The following is a 15208-nucleotide window of genomic DNA, read 5'->3' as shown; positions in this document are numbered from 1 at the left end:
AGTCGAGTCCCGACTTCTTCTCGATCATTAACGGAAATTGAAATGATAACGAAGGCAAAAGAAACTGTGCTTACGCTTTTCTCACAATGGCGCCAACTTGCGCTGCTACTCGCGGTCATGACCCTGGGGCTGTCGGCACTGCCCATCATCGCGCAAGAAACGCCTGAAGAAAGTGCCGAAACCGTGAGCACCAAGATCGGTGTCGCCGGCAATACGGATGCCCCCGCACCCGCGGAAGTGGCCTCGGCCATTCCTGGGCTGATCATGCTCAGCATGGTAATCGCGGTCTTCGTGATTCCAATCATCATCGGCAGCTATCTCGCCAAGCGCTGGCGGATGCCTGACTATGGCTGGAAGTTTGCCTTGGCCATCGGTTCCGTACTGGCGGCTGCCCTGGTGCTGTACCAAGGCGAACTGAAGTACGGCCCGGACCTCAGCGGTGGTATCACCCTGATTTACGAGTTGCAGGACACTTCAGCCGTCGCCTCCGCCGACGCGACGACCCAGGGGGTCGATAATACGGGAAAGACCGTCTCGCAAAAAAGCCAGCTTGTGCGGCAGCTCATTGGTGCGCTCGGGGAGCGTGTCGATCCCAGCGGTACAAAGGAAGTCTCGATTCGTGAATATGGTCCCGATCAAATTGAAATCATTATCCCCAAGGCGAGCCAAGAAGAACTCGACATGATCGAGCGGCGGATTTACACCGCCGGTGCCCTGGAGTTTCGCATCACCGCATCGCCAATTTTTTCGGAAAACACCGAAATTATCGAGTTGGCCAAAGCTCTGCCTAAAGGTGAAAACGAAGTGATGCTGGGCGGACGCAAAGTCGCTGAGTGGATGCCCTACAACGTTGCCGAGTTTGGTGCACCTGATCAGCCTGATAACCGCGTCGTCAAGCGTTTGGTTGGCGATCAACCTCAGGCATTGGTGCTGACTAATGACGGACTCGACGTTACTGGAGATTACTTGCAGCGGACCTCGGCATCGTACGATGGGACGGGCCAGCCCGTGGTTCTCTTCACATTCGACGATCAGGGGGCTTATCGCTTTGGCCAATTGACGGGGAGCCACACGCCGAACCCTTCGGGCCAGAAGTACAACTTGGGTATTATTCTCGACAAAAATCTTAAGTCGGCCCCCAATATTAACAGCAAAATTACTTCCACGGGAACGATCGAGGGAATTGGCACACAACAGGAAGTCGATGAGCTGGTCGGCATTCTGAATTCTGGAAGTTTGCCTGCGTCTTTAAACAAAGATCCCATCAGCCGCGAATCGATCAGCCCCACGCTGGGCGCCGAAACTGTCGAACGCAGCTACGTGGCCATGCTGCTCTGTATGGTGATATCGTTTGTCTTCCTACTGATTTATTACCGTTTCGCTGGGCTCGTGGCATGTATCGCCTTGTGTGTGAATCTGCTGTTGACCCTGGGGACGATGGTCTTGTTCCACGCGGCGTTCACCTTGCCGGGTCTCGCGGGTTTGGTGCTGAGCGTCGGTATGTCGGTGGATGCCAACGTGCTGATCTTCGAGCGTATTCGAGAAGAACGCGCCCGCGGGGCCGCCTTGCGTATGGCGATTCGCAACGGCTACGACAAAGCCTTGTCGGCGATTATTGACTCGAATCTTACGAACCTGATTACCGCGGTCGTGATTTACCGCATTGCTCCCGACAACGTGAAAGGCTTCGGTGTGACGCTGATCATCGGTACGGTGATGAGTTTGTTCGCGGCCATCTTCATTACGCGGCTGATTTTCGACGTCGCCGAGCGGTTGGGCACAATCAAAGACCTCAAAATGTCTCAGATCATTGGCGAGACTCATTTCGATTTCATGGGCAAACGTGGCATCGCGTTTGTTGGATCTTTAATTTTGACCGCCATCGGTTTGTATGCCGTCGTCGATCGGGGGGCCGATTTGCTCAACATCGACTTCACGGGGGGAACTTCCGTGACGCTTGTGCTCACCGACGACAACAAGATGACGTTTTCCGAAGTGATGGACACCCTTGCGGAGACGGATCTCAATGACAAGAACCTCTCGCTTGTGGAGGTCGGTAACACGGGAACACGCTTCACCGTGAGCAGCATCGAGCAAGACATTGAGGCCGTGCAGCAAATTCTGCAGGACAAGTTCGGTGATAAACTCAAAACCTACAGCATTGAGATTTCCGAAGTCGGCCCCGTGAGCGAGCAGACCGGTGCGAGCCGATCGCGTCGGCAAGTGAGCGCTCGGCTGGCAAACTTCCAAGTCGAAGCAGTTGAAGAGGAAGCAGACGAAACCGTCGACGAACCCGCCGAGGGTGATGCTACCGAGGTTGAAGAGGACACTGTAGTTGAAGAAGAAACCGAAGAACCTGTTGCCAACACGGAAACCCCTGCCGCTGTGACAACTCCTGCGACCGTGGCGGACTTGTACGCGAATGGCACCAAAGCCAAACTGATGTTTGGTGATCCCAAGGACATTGATGCCGGTGTTAATTATGAGACCGTGGAGCACATGCTTCGCGAAGCTCTGGAAGCAAAGGGACATGGCTCGACTCGGTTCGAGATTTCCAATCCTGATTACACTCAAGGCAGCGGACGCCGCTTCGGCACTTGGGACGTCAAGTTGGCAATTTCACCCGCCGAGGCCGCTGAAGTCTTTGCCGAACTCGAACAATCCACAAACAGTGAACCCATTTTCCCCTTGGCCAATAAGATTGGCGGTCGTGTGGCCGACGATCTGCGGACCAAGGCCATCGCTTCGACGGTGGTGAGCTTCATTGGCATCATGGCCTATATCTGGTTCCGCTTCCACGGTTGGACCTACGGTGTAGCCGCCTTGGTGGCTGTGGTTCACGACGTTCTCATTACGTTGGGATTGCTGGCCATTTGCGGCTGGATTGTCGAAGCCTCGCCTGGCTTGGCGCATGCATTGATGCTGGAGAAATTCCAAATTAGCCTCCCCGTCGTGGCGGCGTTTCTCACGTTGATTGGCTATTCGCTCAACGACACGATTGTGGTGTTCGACCGTATTCGTGAAGTCAAAGGAAAGAGTCCACGACTTACCAGTGAGATGATCAATCAGAGCGTTAACCAAACTCTATCGCGAACATTGCTCACTTCTTTGACCACGATTTTCTCGGTCATCATGCTCTATGTCATGGGAGGTGAGGGCCTGCACGCATTCTCCTTTGTCATGGCAGCTGGCATCATCGTGGGTACTTTCAGCTCGATTTTCATCGCCTCGCCTGTGCTGCTCTGGTTGAGCCAGTTCGAGGAGAAGAGCGGCTCCAAGGTTCCATCCGCGAGCAAGGTGAGCACTCGCGACCTCGCGGCGACGAAGTGACCAACGGTCATAGCCCGCAAAGCTTACCGAGTCCGCACACACGGTCCCGTGCGATCGGTACAATGCGCGCTTGGGCGACAAGGCTTATCAGGGGGTATTCGGCTATCCGATTTTGAACGATGAGTGATCAATTTCACATCGTTCTCGGATTTGGGCCGTGACTCGCAAACGAAAATTGGTGACGGCAGGGTGCATCCTCGCGGTGGGATTTGTGCTGGCTTGGCCATTTCGCAAATCGCCCGACGAGTTGGATTATTCCAACGCGCCTTCAGAAACGCCAGCAACCATTTTGCGGGCTAGCAACGGCGATCCCATTGCACAATCAGCGCCGGCAATCTCCAGTCAGCTTCCTAGTGCCAATGGGCAAGTCATGGCCCAAATGGCCAGCACCGGTGATTTGTCTGGTGTGCCTGGACCTGTAGCGGGATTAGAAAGTTTTGACTTAGCCAATCATCCCGCGATCGCAAATCAAGAAAGTCCCGTAACCTCCTCGGTCACGCCAACGCCCGAGTCGATCGACGAGAAGACCACAAAACCCGCCTACAATACGGTGGGCGCAGCCACCCAAAGTGCATCAACTCCCTGGCCGACGGAGTTGATCCATGTCGTTTCAAACGGTGATACCTTAGAAAAAATGGCAGAGCGCTATCTCCATGACGCAGGCCGGGCACTGGAAATCTTCGATCTCAATCGCGACCAGCTTAGCAATCCCCACCTGTTGCCGATTGGCGTGGAACTTCGCATCCCGGCCAATCCCGAGCGGATCATCGACTGACGCTATTTGCGTTGGATCCACTCAAATGGCTGATCGACCAACCGGGCTTTTATGAAGTTATCGATGTTCGCAATCATTTTGAATTGCGGATCGACAAGCAACTTGCTTCCTTGCAACTTTGTTGGCAGCGGATATTCAAAAAGATCCTTCATGGTTTGAATTTGGTCGATGGGCGGTTCTGGATGGAAGCGCTCTAGGTTCTTGTAGACCGTCTCGGCGCTTTGTTTGGCTTTGGCGTCCTGGCTGCCATAGACCAACATAATTGACAAAAGCCTGGGCACGTCCGGATGCTTCAGCGCTGCCACCAATGGCAGGCCTTTCTGCTTCCAACTCGGTGAAGCCAATATCAAGGCTTTAACGTCTTGTCCTTGTTTACGCTGCGCAAGGGGCGGAGCGTCCCAGTCGACGGCGGACCAAATCAAGGCGACGTTGGCCCCCATCCCCGTGCCGAGCAGGCACAGTTTGTTGAGATTCAATTCCTGAAGATCATTGCGCTCGACTAGAAACCGCCGCACGGCTTCCATGTCGAAACGCACCATGTCTTCGTAATCGCCGGGCTTGAGCTTGGCGGCATCCAATTCCACCGATTGGCCCGAGGTAGGATTCACGGCCACGGTACTCTCGCCATGACCGCGTAGGTCGACTGTCAATACAGCATGGGATTGAATCCGCGGATCACTGGGCGATTGCAGGGCTAAAGCTAGGTTGTTGAAAATCGTGCGGCTTTCTTTGGAGTCGTGCAGCATGACAATCGGCACGGCATCGCGGCCCGCCGTGCTGCGATAGTAAGTCCCTCTAAGACGGACATTATCTTTGGTTGTGAAAGTAACGTTTTCGGGAGCGGCTGGGCGAGCACTCCGAGGGGGGGTTTGAGCAAAAAGATCGCTTGCAAGCAGACAAATCAAGCAAAAGATCGCGAAACGTGGATACTGCGAATTCATGCCATCCTCACAAAGTCAAAATTTCGAGACGTACTCTATTTTACTCACCAACAGCCTTCGACACTATGGACGACAGCCGGGGTTATAATATCCGTGGTAACTTGCCGACTTTGCTCTTCTCGTCCAAAATTGTGTGATAGACAGATTGGGCCAAATCGCGGGTCCTCTATGAAATTCTTATTACACCGATCCGCCGATTCAGCCGCCTGGTTCTCCAGCGTGGCCGTTCATCTGCTGTTAACTATCGCGCTCGGTCTAACGACGATCGTTGTGCCTGACAAGCTCGAAGAGCTCTCCTTGGCGTTGGAAGACATCTCGCTTCCCGAAGAAAATTTTCTGGCGGAGGAATTTGTCGCTGCGGACGTGACACCCGAGGAGATCGGAGCTCTGAGCCAACATGGCTCCGATTCCGCACTTGCCGCGGCTATGGAGCTCGACGAATCGTCGCTCGTGCTGTTCGAGCACGAACCTGCCAGCGATTTTGGGGAACGTTTTACCGTTGATGTGTCGACGCCCACCTTTCGTGGTCCCGAGTTGTCTGAACGACTTTCGGTCCAAGGATCCGGCAGCGTCGGCACCACGGGAGCCCTTGGTGCGATTGACCGTATCACGCAGGAAATACTGACTTCCATCGAGCAACAGCCAACGTTGGTGGTGTGGTTGTTCGACGAATCAGGAAGTCTCAAGGGGGAACGAGCAAGCATTCTGCGCAGATTTCGACGCGTCTACGACGAATTGGGCGTGATTGAAGCGGCCGACAATCCGGTGTTCTCTAAGCATGAAGACAAACCGCTGCTCACGGCTGTTGCCGGTTTTGGCGAATCGATTCAACTCTATACTCAAAAGCCGACCGATCAGATTGATGAGATTGAAGCGGCTGTTGAATCAATTGGCGATTCCAATTCTCGCTATGAATACGTTTTTCAATCGATTGCCGACGTTGCGAACAAGTTTCGCACCTACCGGCTGAATCAAAAGAACTTGCGCCACGTGATGATCGTTGTGTTCACTGACGAATCAGGCGACGATGTTGCGGAGCATGAAACGACGATCAGGCTCTGTCAAAAGCTCGCGATTCCCGTTTACGTGGTCGGCCGTCCCGCGCCGTTCGGTCGGGAAACAGCCTATGTCAAATGGATTGATCCCGACCCCAACTACGATCAACGCCCGCAATGGGTCCCCGTGAGTTTGGGGCCCGAAACGCTGATGCCTGAGGTTTTGAAGTTACATTTCGCCGGCTCGGGAAAGTATGACGAGTTGATCGATTCGGGCTTTGGGCCCTATGGACTCACAAAGCTTTGCTTTGAGACAGGCGGACTGTACTTCGCGGTGCATCCCAACCGTATTGTGGGGCGACACGTGAGCGGTTTTGAAACGGATAATCTGACCGCGCATTTAGCGGCGTTTTTTGAGCCCGAGGCGATGAAGAAGTACCAGCCCGACTACTTCTCCGAGCGAGAATACCGTCGGCAGATTAGCAGTAATCGCGCACAAGCTGCGCTGGTTGAAGCGGCCCAGCTTTCGTGGACTTCACAGATGGAGGATTTCGACACCGAGTTTCCTCGCCGGGATGATGCCAGCCTTGCGGAGGAATTGTCACGAGCCCAACGCGCCGCGGCGATTCACCAACCGCAACTGGATCGTTTATGTAAGATTTTACTTGATGGCGAAACCGATCGTAACAAATTGCGCAGTCCACGTTGGCAGGCGGGTTTCGACCTCGCATTGGGCCGTGCGCTCGCGGCCAAGGTCAGAACCGATGGCTATAACGTCATGCTCGCCAAAGCCAAACAAGGCATGAGTTTTGAAAAGGATGCAAACAATACCTGGCAACTGAAGGGCGACCGTAGTTTGGCTAACAGTACGCTAGAATCACTCGGCCAACATGCCGAGGAATTGCTGAAACACGTCGTGAGCGAACATCCCGGCACGCCCTGGGCGATGTTGGCTCAACGTGAGCTCCAGACCCCTTTGGGATGGCAGTGGACAGAAGGCTACACCATTATCCCGGTGCTCACTCAACCGGATAACAACAATCAGCCACGGCCGCCGCGTCCCGAACCACAACGTCCCACGCCGCCACCGCGACGCGATCCGCCACCCCTTTAAGTCTTAGCGATTCGCGACGGCATCGAGTGCGAAGTGAGCATTCGGATCGTGCTTGTAGAACAAACTGGCTGCTTGGACCGACACAACTTCAACAAATTGATTTTGAAATTCCTGGACTGACTTGTCCGCAGAGGGGATGCCGGCATTGCGTGGGAACAAGATCTGGCCCACGTTCCGGGTCCAGATTTCTTCGCCATCGCGAGTTGTCATGTCATAGACCGTAACTCGCACGTCCGCATCACCTTGATAGAGTGTCGTGCCTTTATATAAATCGAAACTATCAAGTTCGATGTAAACCACCCGCGTCGCTTCGACAGACCGTCCCAAGTCTTTAAAATTTTCCCAATCTTGTTCGTCAATCCAGTTGTCAACTTCACTGGGGCTGACGACGTCAACTTTCTTCATATTCTCCTTAAGCAAGGCGCTTACGCGCTTGCCGATGCTGCGCGCGGCCCCCGCATGGCGATACTCATTCGTCGAGGGAGGCCGACAAACGACAACCACACGTTCGCCTTCGAGCTTTTCGCATTGAGCGGAAACTACGTTGCCACCCTGCCAAAGGTAAACCCCCGTGGCGAGTAGGGTATGGATGCAGCCCGCCGACGATCCCAGCATAAGCAATGTTAAACCCAACGCGAGCCAACGGCTTTGTGCTAAGAGAGGACGTGCCATCTTTCAATCCTTTTCCAGATGAGATTTTGCCACGCAGGCAAGTCTATATTTTTTGACGAGCCATCCTGGCTGCCACAATCTTAAAACCAAACTCGCTGTGCCCAATCGAGCACCGCAATCACTACCAATCCGCTGCCAACAAGCACCAAGGCGTTGGCCGTCGGTTTCACAATCCACCATCGCCCAAGGCTCGCCGACACCACCAGCCACGGCACGCTCAACACGGCAACAACACATAGCAGCGTGCCAGCCAAGTTGGTTTGCAGCGCCGCAGCCCAGTCGCCCCGCAGTAGCCAAGCCCACGCGGTGGTCGCGCCGCACGTTGGGCATTCTCGTCCTGTCCAGCGATAAAAGCTGCAGGGTGCGAGCCCCAGTTGTTCGTGCGTGCCAAAACCTCGTGGATCGGGTGTCAAACTTCTCGCAGTTTGCAGCAAGAGCAACACAATTATTCCAACGCTACCCAAGATTAGTCGAATAGCAGTGGATATACGTGCGTGAGCCATGCCGATGCCACGAGTTGCAGCGGAACGATAGTAAAACGAGGCCGACCGCTCAAGGTGGATTGAGCACCGAGCCAGCTTGTCTCGATTCTAGCCATTTTTCATAGTGTTGCCTGTTGCCAGCGACTACGTGGACGCTAGCAGAATGAATAGAAAGTGGACATTTCCGAGCACAATCTTGGATCAAAACGGCAACGCCCAGGGATGGCCATCCCTGGGCGTTATCGGAAATTCCAATTTATACGGCAGCGTGACGCTGCCGGCTAACTAGAGTTGCGCACTGACGACTTCGGCACCATCGCGAGTCACCAATCGAGCGTAATCACGGATGTCGATGTCTTCGTTGATGGGGCGGACCGATCCATCGCCGAATACATGATTGTTCACGCCGGGATGGAACGCATAAGGTGCTCCCGTGCCGTAAGTACTCAAGTACGGATGGGGGTAACCTGCGGTGACAATATCCTCGCCGTTGGTGGCATTCACTGCACTGGTGCCGATTGCTTTGTCATTCACAACGTCCCAGCCTTGAATTAGCAGGTCCGAAGCTGGGCGGCACCAACCCCCGGAATTGACGCGCGACGCGGTCAAGTCGGGATTCGCAGTTCCTTTGAAGTAACGAGCGGGACGACCAGCAGACTCCGCGAACAGAATCGTATTGGAAAGGCCGTCGCTCACACTCTTGAAGTTCACTTTGACGTTGTTGTATTCCATGATGCCTGGCATATCGAGTGCGTTTCCATTGCCATCGACATTGGTTTTGTCCACAAGATTGGCATCGGCCAATCGTTTGTCGACCCACACGGTGGGTGAGTAAGCCGTTGGCGAACTGACTTCATTCACCCAAGGAGAATTTTCTGGAATACCATCCAATCGGCTGGCTGGCTCAGGATCGGAAGGGCATTGCAGCGTCGCAATTGGCGTGTTGACAACGTCACGATTCTTGGCATGTCCCCAGTTTAATGTCAAATCAAACTGTTGACGCAACTGGGCCTGTTCAAAATAGGGGAGCATGTGCGTGATCGCGGCAATACGGGGGGCCGTGGTCAAGCCAACGGGCCGGGCACTGACGGGGACCACTTTCTTGGCATCATGGTAGTTCTGAACGACCAAGCCGATTTGCTTCAAGTTATTGACGCACTGCGTGCGACGAGCGGCTTCACGGGCGGCTTGAATGGCGGGCAACAACAGAGCTACCAGGACACCGATGATGGCGATCACCACCAGCAGCTCCACCAATGTAAAAGCGTTGTGTTTGCGTGACATGATTATTCCCTTTAAAAAAATATGGTCTCGATTTTGATTGTTTAAATGATCGCTACAGCTTGATGGCAGGTAGGTCGTTCTGACCCGAGGCGATTTTGACTTGGATGTCGGTCGTTTCAGGCTTTGTGAACTTTTGTGGGATCACATTCGGACCTGAGGTAAAATCTGGCCCGTTGTAAATCGGCTTGTACCAGAGCACGGTGAGCTTGTAGTCGCCTTCGGGAGCCCCTTCTTCGGTGCCATAGGTTTTGACGCTGAAGGTGCCATCTTTTGCGACGTTAGCACGAGGCGTTGGGACATTTTCAACAGGCGTGACAGGATGCAACGTGATCATCGCCCCGGGGATCGGTTTACCCTGATAGGTGATGGATCCTTTGGCGGGGAAGACGGGAACCTTTTCCAGGGGAGCCTCACCGCAACCCACGAAGGACATCACGGCCACGGCCAAGAAAAAGCCCCGCAGCACCGTGGCGGCGTTGGTGAACAATGACTTCCAACCTTGAACTGCTTGAGGCCGATGCGAGACCGCGGCAGCCGCCGAACGTCGGGCGGATTCTGTTCCGGCCCCGCGCACCGCGTTCGTGGCTGCCGTGTTGCGGGTCACATGAGCACGCTTGCCGGTTGTCTCGTCGCTTCCCGTGACGGCAATCTCATCGAGAACGCGACGTACGCCCGCGACCCGTCGAGTGACTTCAATCGCGAGTTGGCGATCGTAGAACGTGGGAACCATGCCTCGCAACGTGACGGTTCCGTTTTCCACATGAATATGAACCGCGTGCAACGTGTGCCGCAATCGCAAGGTGAGGGCGATGCCCACGCGAGTGAGCAAATCGGCGTCGCCGCTCCGATCTGTAATAGTGTTTTCTGACATTTTGGGAACTCCGCTTAATTTTTGGTGTATGTTTTTGGTATGAGTTTCAAGCAAAGGCGATGCAACAACAGCAACAGATCATGATTGATTCCTTTCGTTTTTAATTGTCTTCCCGAGGGAGGCTTGCTCGCCGAGGGATCTGGCTGGCAACATCGTCACGCATTAAGAGCGGGCGAAGGTGGAAGCGAGATTCCTCAAGTCGTGGCCAAACTTAATAGGCTGGCCGTTCGGAATGTCGTCTGAGATGGCAACCTCTGTTTTGAGTCGGTTGCGGTAGTTATTCGAGAAGCCTCTCGCTGTTGCGAGTCGGCATCAGGCAGAAGAATTTTGCGGCTTTAACACGCCCGCTGTTGGTTCGTCGGCGCGGCGTGATTGTTCGTCGTCTGTCCGCCACCGGTCTGACGCAGGCGGCGCTTCTCGGTGCGGTCGACTTGGACGATGACACCGTCTTGGACAATGATGTTCACCGAACCATAGCGCAACCCGCGCAAGGCATCTTGAATTTGTTGCCAATCGTTATCACGAGCCTGGAAAGGTGTGACCCCATTGGTTCTGGTTTCGTGGGCATTCATAAGAAAGGTCCTCCGTTAAAGACGCAACTACGGAGTTACGTCGTCAAATTTCGTATTCTGGTGCAAAAACACGGACTTGCTTGGGAGAAACATACACTTGCTCGCCCGTCAACAATTGCAATTCCTTGAATCGGTCAAACGGCAAATCGACTTGGATGTGGCTGCCTTCGCTCGTGGCCAAGGCCACTTTGGCTAACGAACCCGCCGGATTGATCCGCGTGACGGTGGCCGTCAGCGCGGGGCTGCCGTTGAGCTCGCGTTCGATGTTCAATTCATGCGGGCGGACGTACACATTGGCGGCACCGCTTTTGCCAGCCACGAGGGCAGGGGCTTCGATTTGCATGCCGCTCACCACGGCGTGCCCTCCTTCAATCCGGCCGCGAAACACGTTAACCTGACCAAGGAAGTCCATCACAAACTCCGTGGCGGGATGATGGAACACTTCGGCCGGAGATCCCACCTGCTCGATCCTGGCCTGATTCATCACCACGACCCGGTCAGCCACTTCGAGGGCTTCTTCTTGATCGTGGGTGACCAGGATCGTCGTCACGTGAATCTCGCTGTGCAGTTTTCGCAACCAATTCCGCAAACCTTGCCGCACCTTGGCGTCGAGCGCACCGAACGGTTCGTCGAGCAACAGGACCCGCGGTTCGATGGCGAGCGCTCTGGCCAAGGCGACCCGCTGTCGTTGCCCGCCAGAAAGCTGGGCCGGATAACGGTTGCCAAAGTTCTCCAGCTGAATCAGTTTCAGCAGTTCGTTGACCTTCTGGGTAATTTTTTCTTTCGCAGGACGCTGGGCTCGCGGGCGAACCCGCAAACCAAACGCAATGTTTTCAAACACCGACATGTGCTTGAACAATGCGTAGTGTTGGAATACAAACCCCACGTGCCGCTCACCGACGCGCTGACTGGCGACGTCCTCGCCATGGAACATAACCGTGGCCTGCTCGTTGTCGGGCGTTTCCAGCCCGGCGATGATGCGGAGTAACGTCGTTTTGCCCGAACCCGATGGACCCAAAAGCGCAACGAGTTCGCCGTCGTTGACTTTGAGATTGACGTTATCGAGCGCTTTGTAATTGCCGAATGTCTTACTGACATGTTTGACTTCAATACTCATGGTTTTCTCTGCCGTTGGCGGCTCAAGTTTCAAAGGGACCGACAAGCGTCTGTCGGAGTTGTTGTTTGACTCGCCATTCTAGGTAAGTCTTAGCGGCGAGCGTCACGAGGCCTAGCAAGGCGAGGAGCGAGGCCATCGTGAACGCCGCGACCGCGTTGTATTCGTTGTAAAGAATCTCGACGTGCAGCGGCAAAGTGTTAGTCCGGCCTCGAATGCTGCCCGAAACGACCGCCACCGCGCCGAACTCGCCCATTGCCCGGGCGTTGCACAAAATCACTCCGTAAAGCAAAGCCCACTTGATGTTGGGGAGCGTCACGCGGCGAAATGTTTGCCAGCCATTGGCGCCCAACGAGAGGGCGGCTTGCTCTTCTTCGTTGCCTTGCTCCTGCATGAGCGGGATCAGTTCGCGAGCAACGAAGGGGAACGTCACAAAAATCGTGGCCAGCACAATGCCGGGAACCGCGAAAATGATTTGAATGTCGTGCTCCTTGAGCCACGGCCCCAGCCAGCCTTGCAAGCCGAACATGAGGACATAGATCAAACCCGAAATCACTGGAGAGATCGCAAACGGCAAATCAATCAGCGAGATCAACAAGCTCTTGCCAGGGAAATCAAACTTGGTGATCGCCCAGGCAGAGATTAATCCAAAAACCAAATTCAACGGCACGGAAATTCCAGCGGCAATCAGGGTGAGTTTGATCGCTTGCCACGCGGCGGGGTCTTTGAAGCTGGCGATGTAGCCGCTCCAACCGTCGCGAAAGGCTTCGATGAACACCACCATCAGTGGGAACAGCAGCAGCACGCCGACAAAGCTCATCGACACCGCGATCAGCAGCACCTGCACCCAGCGCGGATCGCGAATCTGGTGACGGGCCTTGCCCCCTAAGGTTGCATTGGTTGCGGTACTCATTTATGCCGCCCCCCGAATGCGTCTGCTGTAGTGCCACTGAATGACATTGATGGCCAGCAAAATTGTGAACGAAGCCAACAGCATGACGACGGCCAGGGCACTTGCCCCCGCGAAGTCGTATTGCTCGAGTTTGGTGATGATCAGCAGCGAGGTGATTTCCGTGCGCATCGGCATGTTGCCGGAGATGAAAACGACCGATCCATACTCACCGACCGCCCGGGCAAATGCCAAAGCAAAGCCGGTCATCAAAGCCGGCATCACTGTGGGAACCAACACACGATGGAACGTCGTCCAGCGCGAAGCACCCAAGCTCGCGGCGGCTTCTTCCAGTTCGCCATCCAACTCTTCGAGCGCGGGCTGCAAAGTCCGCACGACAAAAGGTAAGCCGATGAATATTAAGGCGATGGTGATGCCCAGCGGTGTAAAGGCGACTTTGATGCCCAGAGGCTCAAGATACTGACCCAACCAGCCATTGCGGGTGAAGATCGCCGTGAGGGCGATACCCGACACGGCCGTCGGCAAGGCAAAGGGGAGATCAACGATGGCGTCGATAAACTTCCGACCGGGAAAGCGGTAGCGAACCAAAGTCCAAGCCACCACGAATCCCAGCAGGGCATTAATCAACGCGGCAACGAACGACGCCCCGAAGGTCAAGCGATACGAAGCCATCACGCGAGGATCTGTCACGGCCTGCCAGAAACGCTCCCAGGGGAGCGAAGCCGACTTGAGAAACAAGGCCGCGAGCGGAATCAACACGATCAGGCTGAGGTACGTGATCGTATAGCCGAGCGTGAGCCCAAAGCCCGGCAACACGCTATGTGATTTGAATTTAAAAGCCATGATAACGGTCCTAACTGATCCCTGTTATGAATCGTGAAATCTTATTCACTGACCTGGCTGATAAATCTGATCGAATACGCCGCCGTCGTCGAAATGCTCTTTCTGAGCTTTACGCCAATTGCCGAACACGTCGTCGATCGAGAACAATTCGACATCGACAAACTGCTCACGCTGTTCGGGAGTGATCGCTTTTTCGATCGAAGGACGATAGTAGTGCTTCGCGGCTAATTGCTGGCCTTGTGGCGAGTATAAATGCTCGAGATAGGCTTCGGCCACTTCGGTCGTGCCATGCTTTTTGGCGACCGAATCAACCACCGCTACGGGAGGCTCGGCCAAGATGCTCAGCGAAGGGACAACGATTTCGAGCTCTTCCTTGCCCCCTTGCTTGGCTTCCTCGACGGCTAGAAAAGCTTCGTTTTCCCAGGCCAGAAGTACGTCGCCGATACCGCTTTGCACGAACGTGTTGGTTGAGGCACGAGCGCCGGAATCGAGCACGGGGACGTGCTTGAAGAGTTCGGTGATATACTCCTTGGCCTTCACTTGGGCAGCTGCAACGGCATCTTTGGCCGATTCGTCCGTGATCTTGCTAAAATCGCCAAGCTCTTTCTTGAGTGCGTATCCCCATGCGGCAAGATAGCTCCAACGAGCGCCGCCACTGGTCTTGGGGTTGGGAGTTATGACCTCCACGCCGTCCTTGACTAGATCGCTCCAGTCCTTGATCTCCTTGGGATTGCCCTTCCGCACCAAGAAAACAATGGTCGAGGTATACGGAGAACTGTTCTGGGGAAATTTCTTTTGCCAATCAGCATCAAGCAGCTTGGCATTATCGACGATCGCGTCGATATCGTACGCCAAAGCCAACGTCACGACGTCGGCTTCGAGGCCGTCGATCACGGCGCGAGCTTGCTTGCCCGAACCACCGTGGGATTGTTCGATGATGACGTTATCGCCGGTTTTGAGATTCCAATACTTGGCGAAGGATCCATTGAATTCGTTATAAAACTCACGAGTTGGATCGTAGGAAACATTGAGCAGCTTGATTTCCTTGCCTTCCTTCTTTTCCGCGGAAGCAGAACTGGAGTTGGCCGAAGAGCTGCAACCAACGGCGAGGGCCAAAATCAGGACAGACAATGAGCCGAAAGCGTAGTGAGTTGTTTTCATGACAGAATTCTGTTGGTAAGAGGCTTCAGGCATCCTGCGCGAGCAAATCGGATGAACCCTTGTGGGCTGTTGCAGGGAAAAGCACGTGGCGTGCCGTTTGCATAAATAGCCATGAACACCGAGGAAAACGGTGCTGGTGAACAG

The 15208-nt window shown here is 54.6% G+C and carries 13 protein-coding genes; 3 read left to right on the top strand and 10 right to left on the bottom strand.

All coding sequences use genetic code 11. From position 1 onward, the window contains the following. Positions 1 to 42 precede the first annotated feature (42 nt). The gene (gene secF, locus SH678x_RS07265) at positions 43 to 3330 is read left to right on the top strand and encodes a protein translocase subunit SecF (protein WP_496922226.1); all 3288 of its coding nucleotides are present in this window, start codon (positions 43 to 45) and stop codon (positions 3328 to 3330) included. Between the two features lie 157 nt (positions 3331 to 3487). Further along, complete coding sequence (locus tag SH678x_RS07260; RefSeq protein WP_496922225.1) at positions 3488 to 4105, top strand: LysM peptidoglycan-binding domain-containing protein; 618 nt, start codon at positions 3488 to 3490, stop codon at positions 4103 to 4105. A 2-nt stretch (positions 4106 to 4107) separates the two neighbouring features. On the opposite strand, the gene SH678x_RS07255 is transcribed toward SH678x_RS07260, so the two are convergent. Beyond that, positions 4108 to 5046 carry an alpha/beta hydrolase gene (locus SH678x_RS07255; protein WP_496922224.1) on the bottom strand — a complete coding sequence of 313 codons (939 nt, stop codon included), beginning with the start codon at positions 5044 to 5046 and terminating at the stop codon, positions 4108 to 4110. 168 nt (positions 5047 to 5214) lie between these two features. Here SH678x_RS07255 and SH678x_RS07250 point away from each other — a divergent pair, with 168 nt between their 5' ends. Then, positions 5215 to 7155: a vWA domain-containing protein gene (locus SH678x_RS07250; RefSeq protein WP_496922223.1), complete on the top strand. Its 1941-nt coding sequence runs from the start codon at positions 5215 to 5217 to the stop codon at positions 7153 to 7155. Positions 7156 to 7158: 3 nt separating this feature from the next. Here the strand turns inward: SH678x_RS07250 and SH678x_RS07245 are convergent, their stop codons facing one another. From SH678x_RS07245 to SH678x_RS07205, 9 genes are all read right to left on the bottom strand, one after another. Beyond that, positions 7159 to 7827, bottom strand: coding sequence for a hypothetical protein (locus SH678x_RS07245; RefSeq protein WP_496922222.1), 669 nt, complete (start codon positions 7825 to 7827; stop codon positions 7159 to 7161). Between the two features lie 80 nt (positions 7828 to 7907). Further along, positions 7908 to 8330, bottom strand: a complete 423-nt coding sequence (locus SH678x_RS07240; protein ID WP_496922221.1) for a DUF2752 domain-containing protein — start codon at positions 8328 to 8330, stop codon at positions 7908 to 7910. 264 nt (positions 8331 to 8594) lie between these two features. Continuing rightward, positions 8595 to 9593, bottom strand: coding sequence for a DUF1559 family PulG-like putative transporter (locus SH678x_RS07235; RefSeq protein WP_496922220.1), 999 nt, complete (start codon positions 9591 to 9593; stop codon positions 8595 to 8597). 52 nt (positions 9594 to 9645) lie between these two features. Continuing rightward, positions 9646 to 10464: a BON domain-containing protein gene (locus tag SH678x_RS07230; RefSeq protein WP_496922219.1), complete on the bottom strand. Its 819-nt coding sequence runs from the start codon at positions 10462 to 10464 to the stop codon at positions 9646 to 9648. Between the two features lie 335 nt (positions 10465 to 10799). Beyond that, entirely contained in the window at positions 10800 to 11036 is a 237-nt protein-coding gene (locus SH678x_RS07225) for a YezD family protein (protein ID WP_496922218.1), read from the bottom strand. Between the two features lie 43 nt (positions 11037 to 11079). Next, the gene (locus SH678x_RS07220; protein WP_496922217.1) at positions 11080 to 12153 is read right to left on the bottom strand and encodes a sulfate/molybdate ABC transporter ATP-binding protein; all 1074 of its coding nucleotides are present in this window, start codon (positions 12151 to 12153) and stop codon (positions 11080 to 11082) included. A gap of 22 nt (positions 12154 to 12175) precedes the next feature. Further along, entirely contained in the window at positions 12176 to 13063 is an 888-nt protein-coding gene (gene cysW / locus SH678x_RS07215; protein WP_496922216.1) for a sulfate ABC transporter permease subunit CysW, read from the bottom strand. Then, entirely contained in the window at positions 13064 to 13903 is an 840-nt protein-coding gene (cysT, locus tag SH678x_RS07210; RefSeq protein WP_496922215.1) for a sulfate ABC transporter permease subunit CysT, read from the bottom strand. It lies immediately after the preceding gene. Positions 13904 to 13948: 45 nt separating this feature from the next. Beyond that, on the bottom strand, positions 13949 to 15064 hold the full coding sequence (locus SH678x_RS07205; RefSeq protein ID WP_496922214.1) for a sulfate ABC transporter substrate-binding protein: 1116 nt from the start codon (positions 15062 to 15064) through the stop codon (positions 13949 to 13951). Positions 15065 to 15208: the final 144 nt, after the last annotated feature.

This window comes from Bythopirellula superficialaquae (assembly GCF_059632245.1).
The sequence above is the reverse complement of the archived record's forward strand: the minus strand, read 5'-3'. Positions and strand labels throughout refer to the sequence as shown.

What these genes read in the sequence shown, in the direction of transcription:
- SH678x_RS07245 (WP_496922222.1), bottom strand. Translation starts at nt 7,827, where the DNA reads ATGGCACGTCCTCTCTTAGCACAAAGCCGTTGGCTCGCGTTGGGTTTA.
- SH678x_RS07250 (WP_496922223.1), top strand. Translation starts at nt 5,215, where the DNA reads ATGAAATTCTTATTACACCGATCCGCCGATTCAGCCGCCTGGTTCTCC.
- SH678x_RS07205 (WP_496922214.1), bottom strand. Translation starts at nt 15,064, where the DNA reads ATGAAAACAACTCACTACGCTTTCGGCTCATTGTCTGTCCTGATTTTG.
- cysW (WP_496922216.1), bottom strand. Translation starts at nt 13,063, where the DNA reads ATGAGTACCGCAACCAATGCAACCTTAGGGGGCAAGGCCCGTCACCAG.
- cysT (WP_496922215.1), bottom strand. Translation starts at nt 13,903, where the DNA reads ATGGCTTTTAAATTCAAATCACATAGCGTGTTGCCGGGCTTTGGGCTC.
- SH678x_RS07230 (WP_496922219.1), bottom strand. Translation starts at nt 10,464, where the DNA reads ATGTCAGAAAACACTATTACAGATCGGAGCGGCGACGCCGATTTGCTC.
- SH678x_RS07225 (WP_496922218.1), bottom strand. Translation starts at nt 11,036, where the DNA reads ATGAATGCCCACGAAACCAGAACCAATGGGGTCACACCTTTCCAGGCT.
- SH678x_RS07240 (WP_496922221.1), bottom strand. Translation starts at nt 8,330, where the DNA reads ATGGCTCACGCACGTATATCCACTGCTATTCGACTAATCTTGGGTAGC.
- secF (WP_496922226.1), top strand. Translation starts at nt 43, where the DNA reads ATGATAACGAAGGCAAAAGAAACTGTGCTTACGCTTTTCTCACAATGG.
- SH678x_RS07255 (WP_496922224.1), bottom strand. Translation starts at nt 5,046, where the DNA reads ATGAATTCGCAGTATCCACGTTTCGCGATCTTTTGCTTGATTTGTCTG.
- SH678x_RS07220 (WP_496922217.1), bottom strand. Translation starts at nt 12,153, where the DNA reads ATGAGTATTGAAGTCAAACATGTCAGTAAGACATTCGGCAATTACAAA.
- SH678x_RS07235 (WP_496922220.1), bottom strand. Translation starts at nt 9,593, where the DNA reads ATGTCACGCAAACACAACGCTTTTACATTGGTGGAGCTGCTGGTGGTG.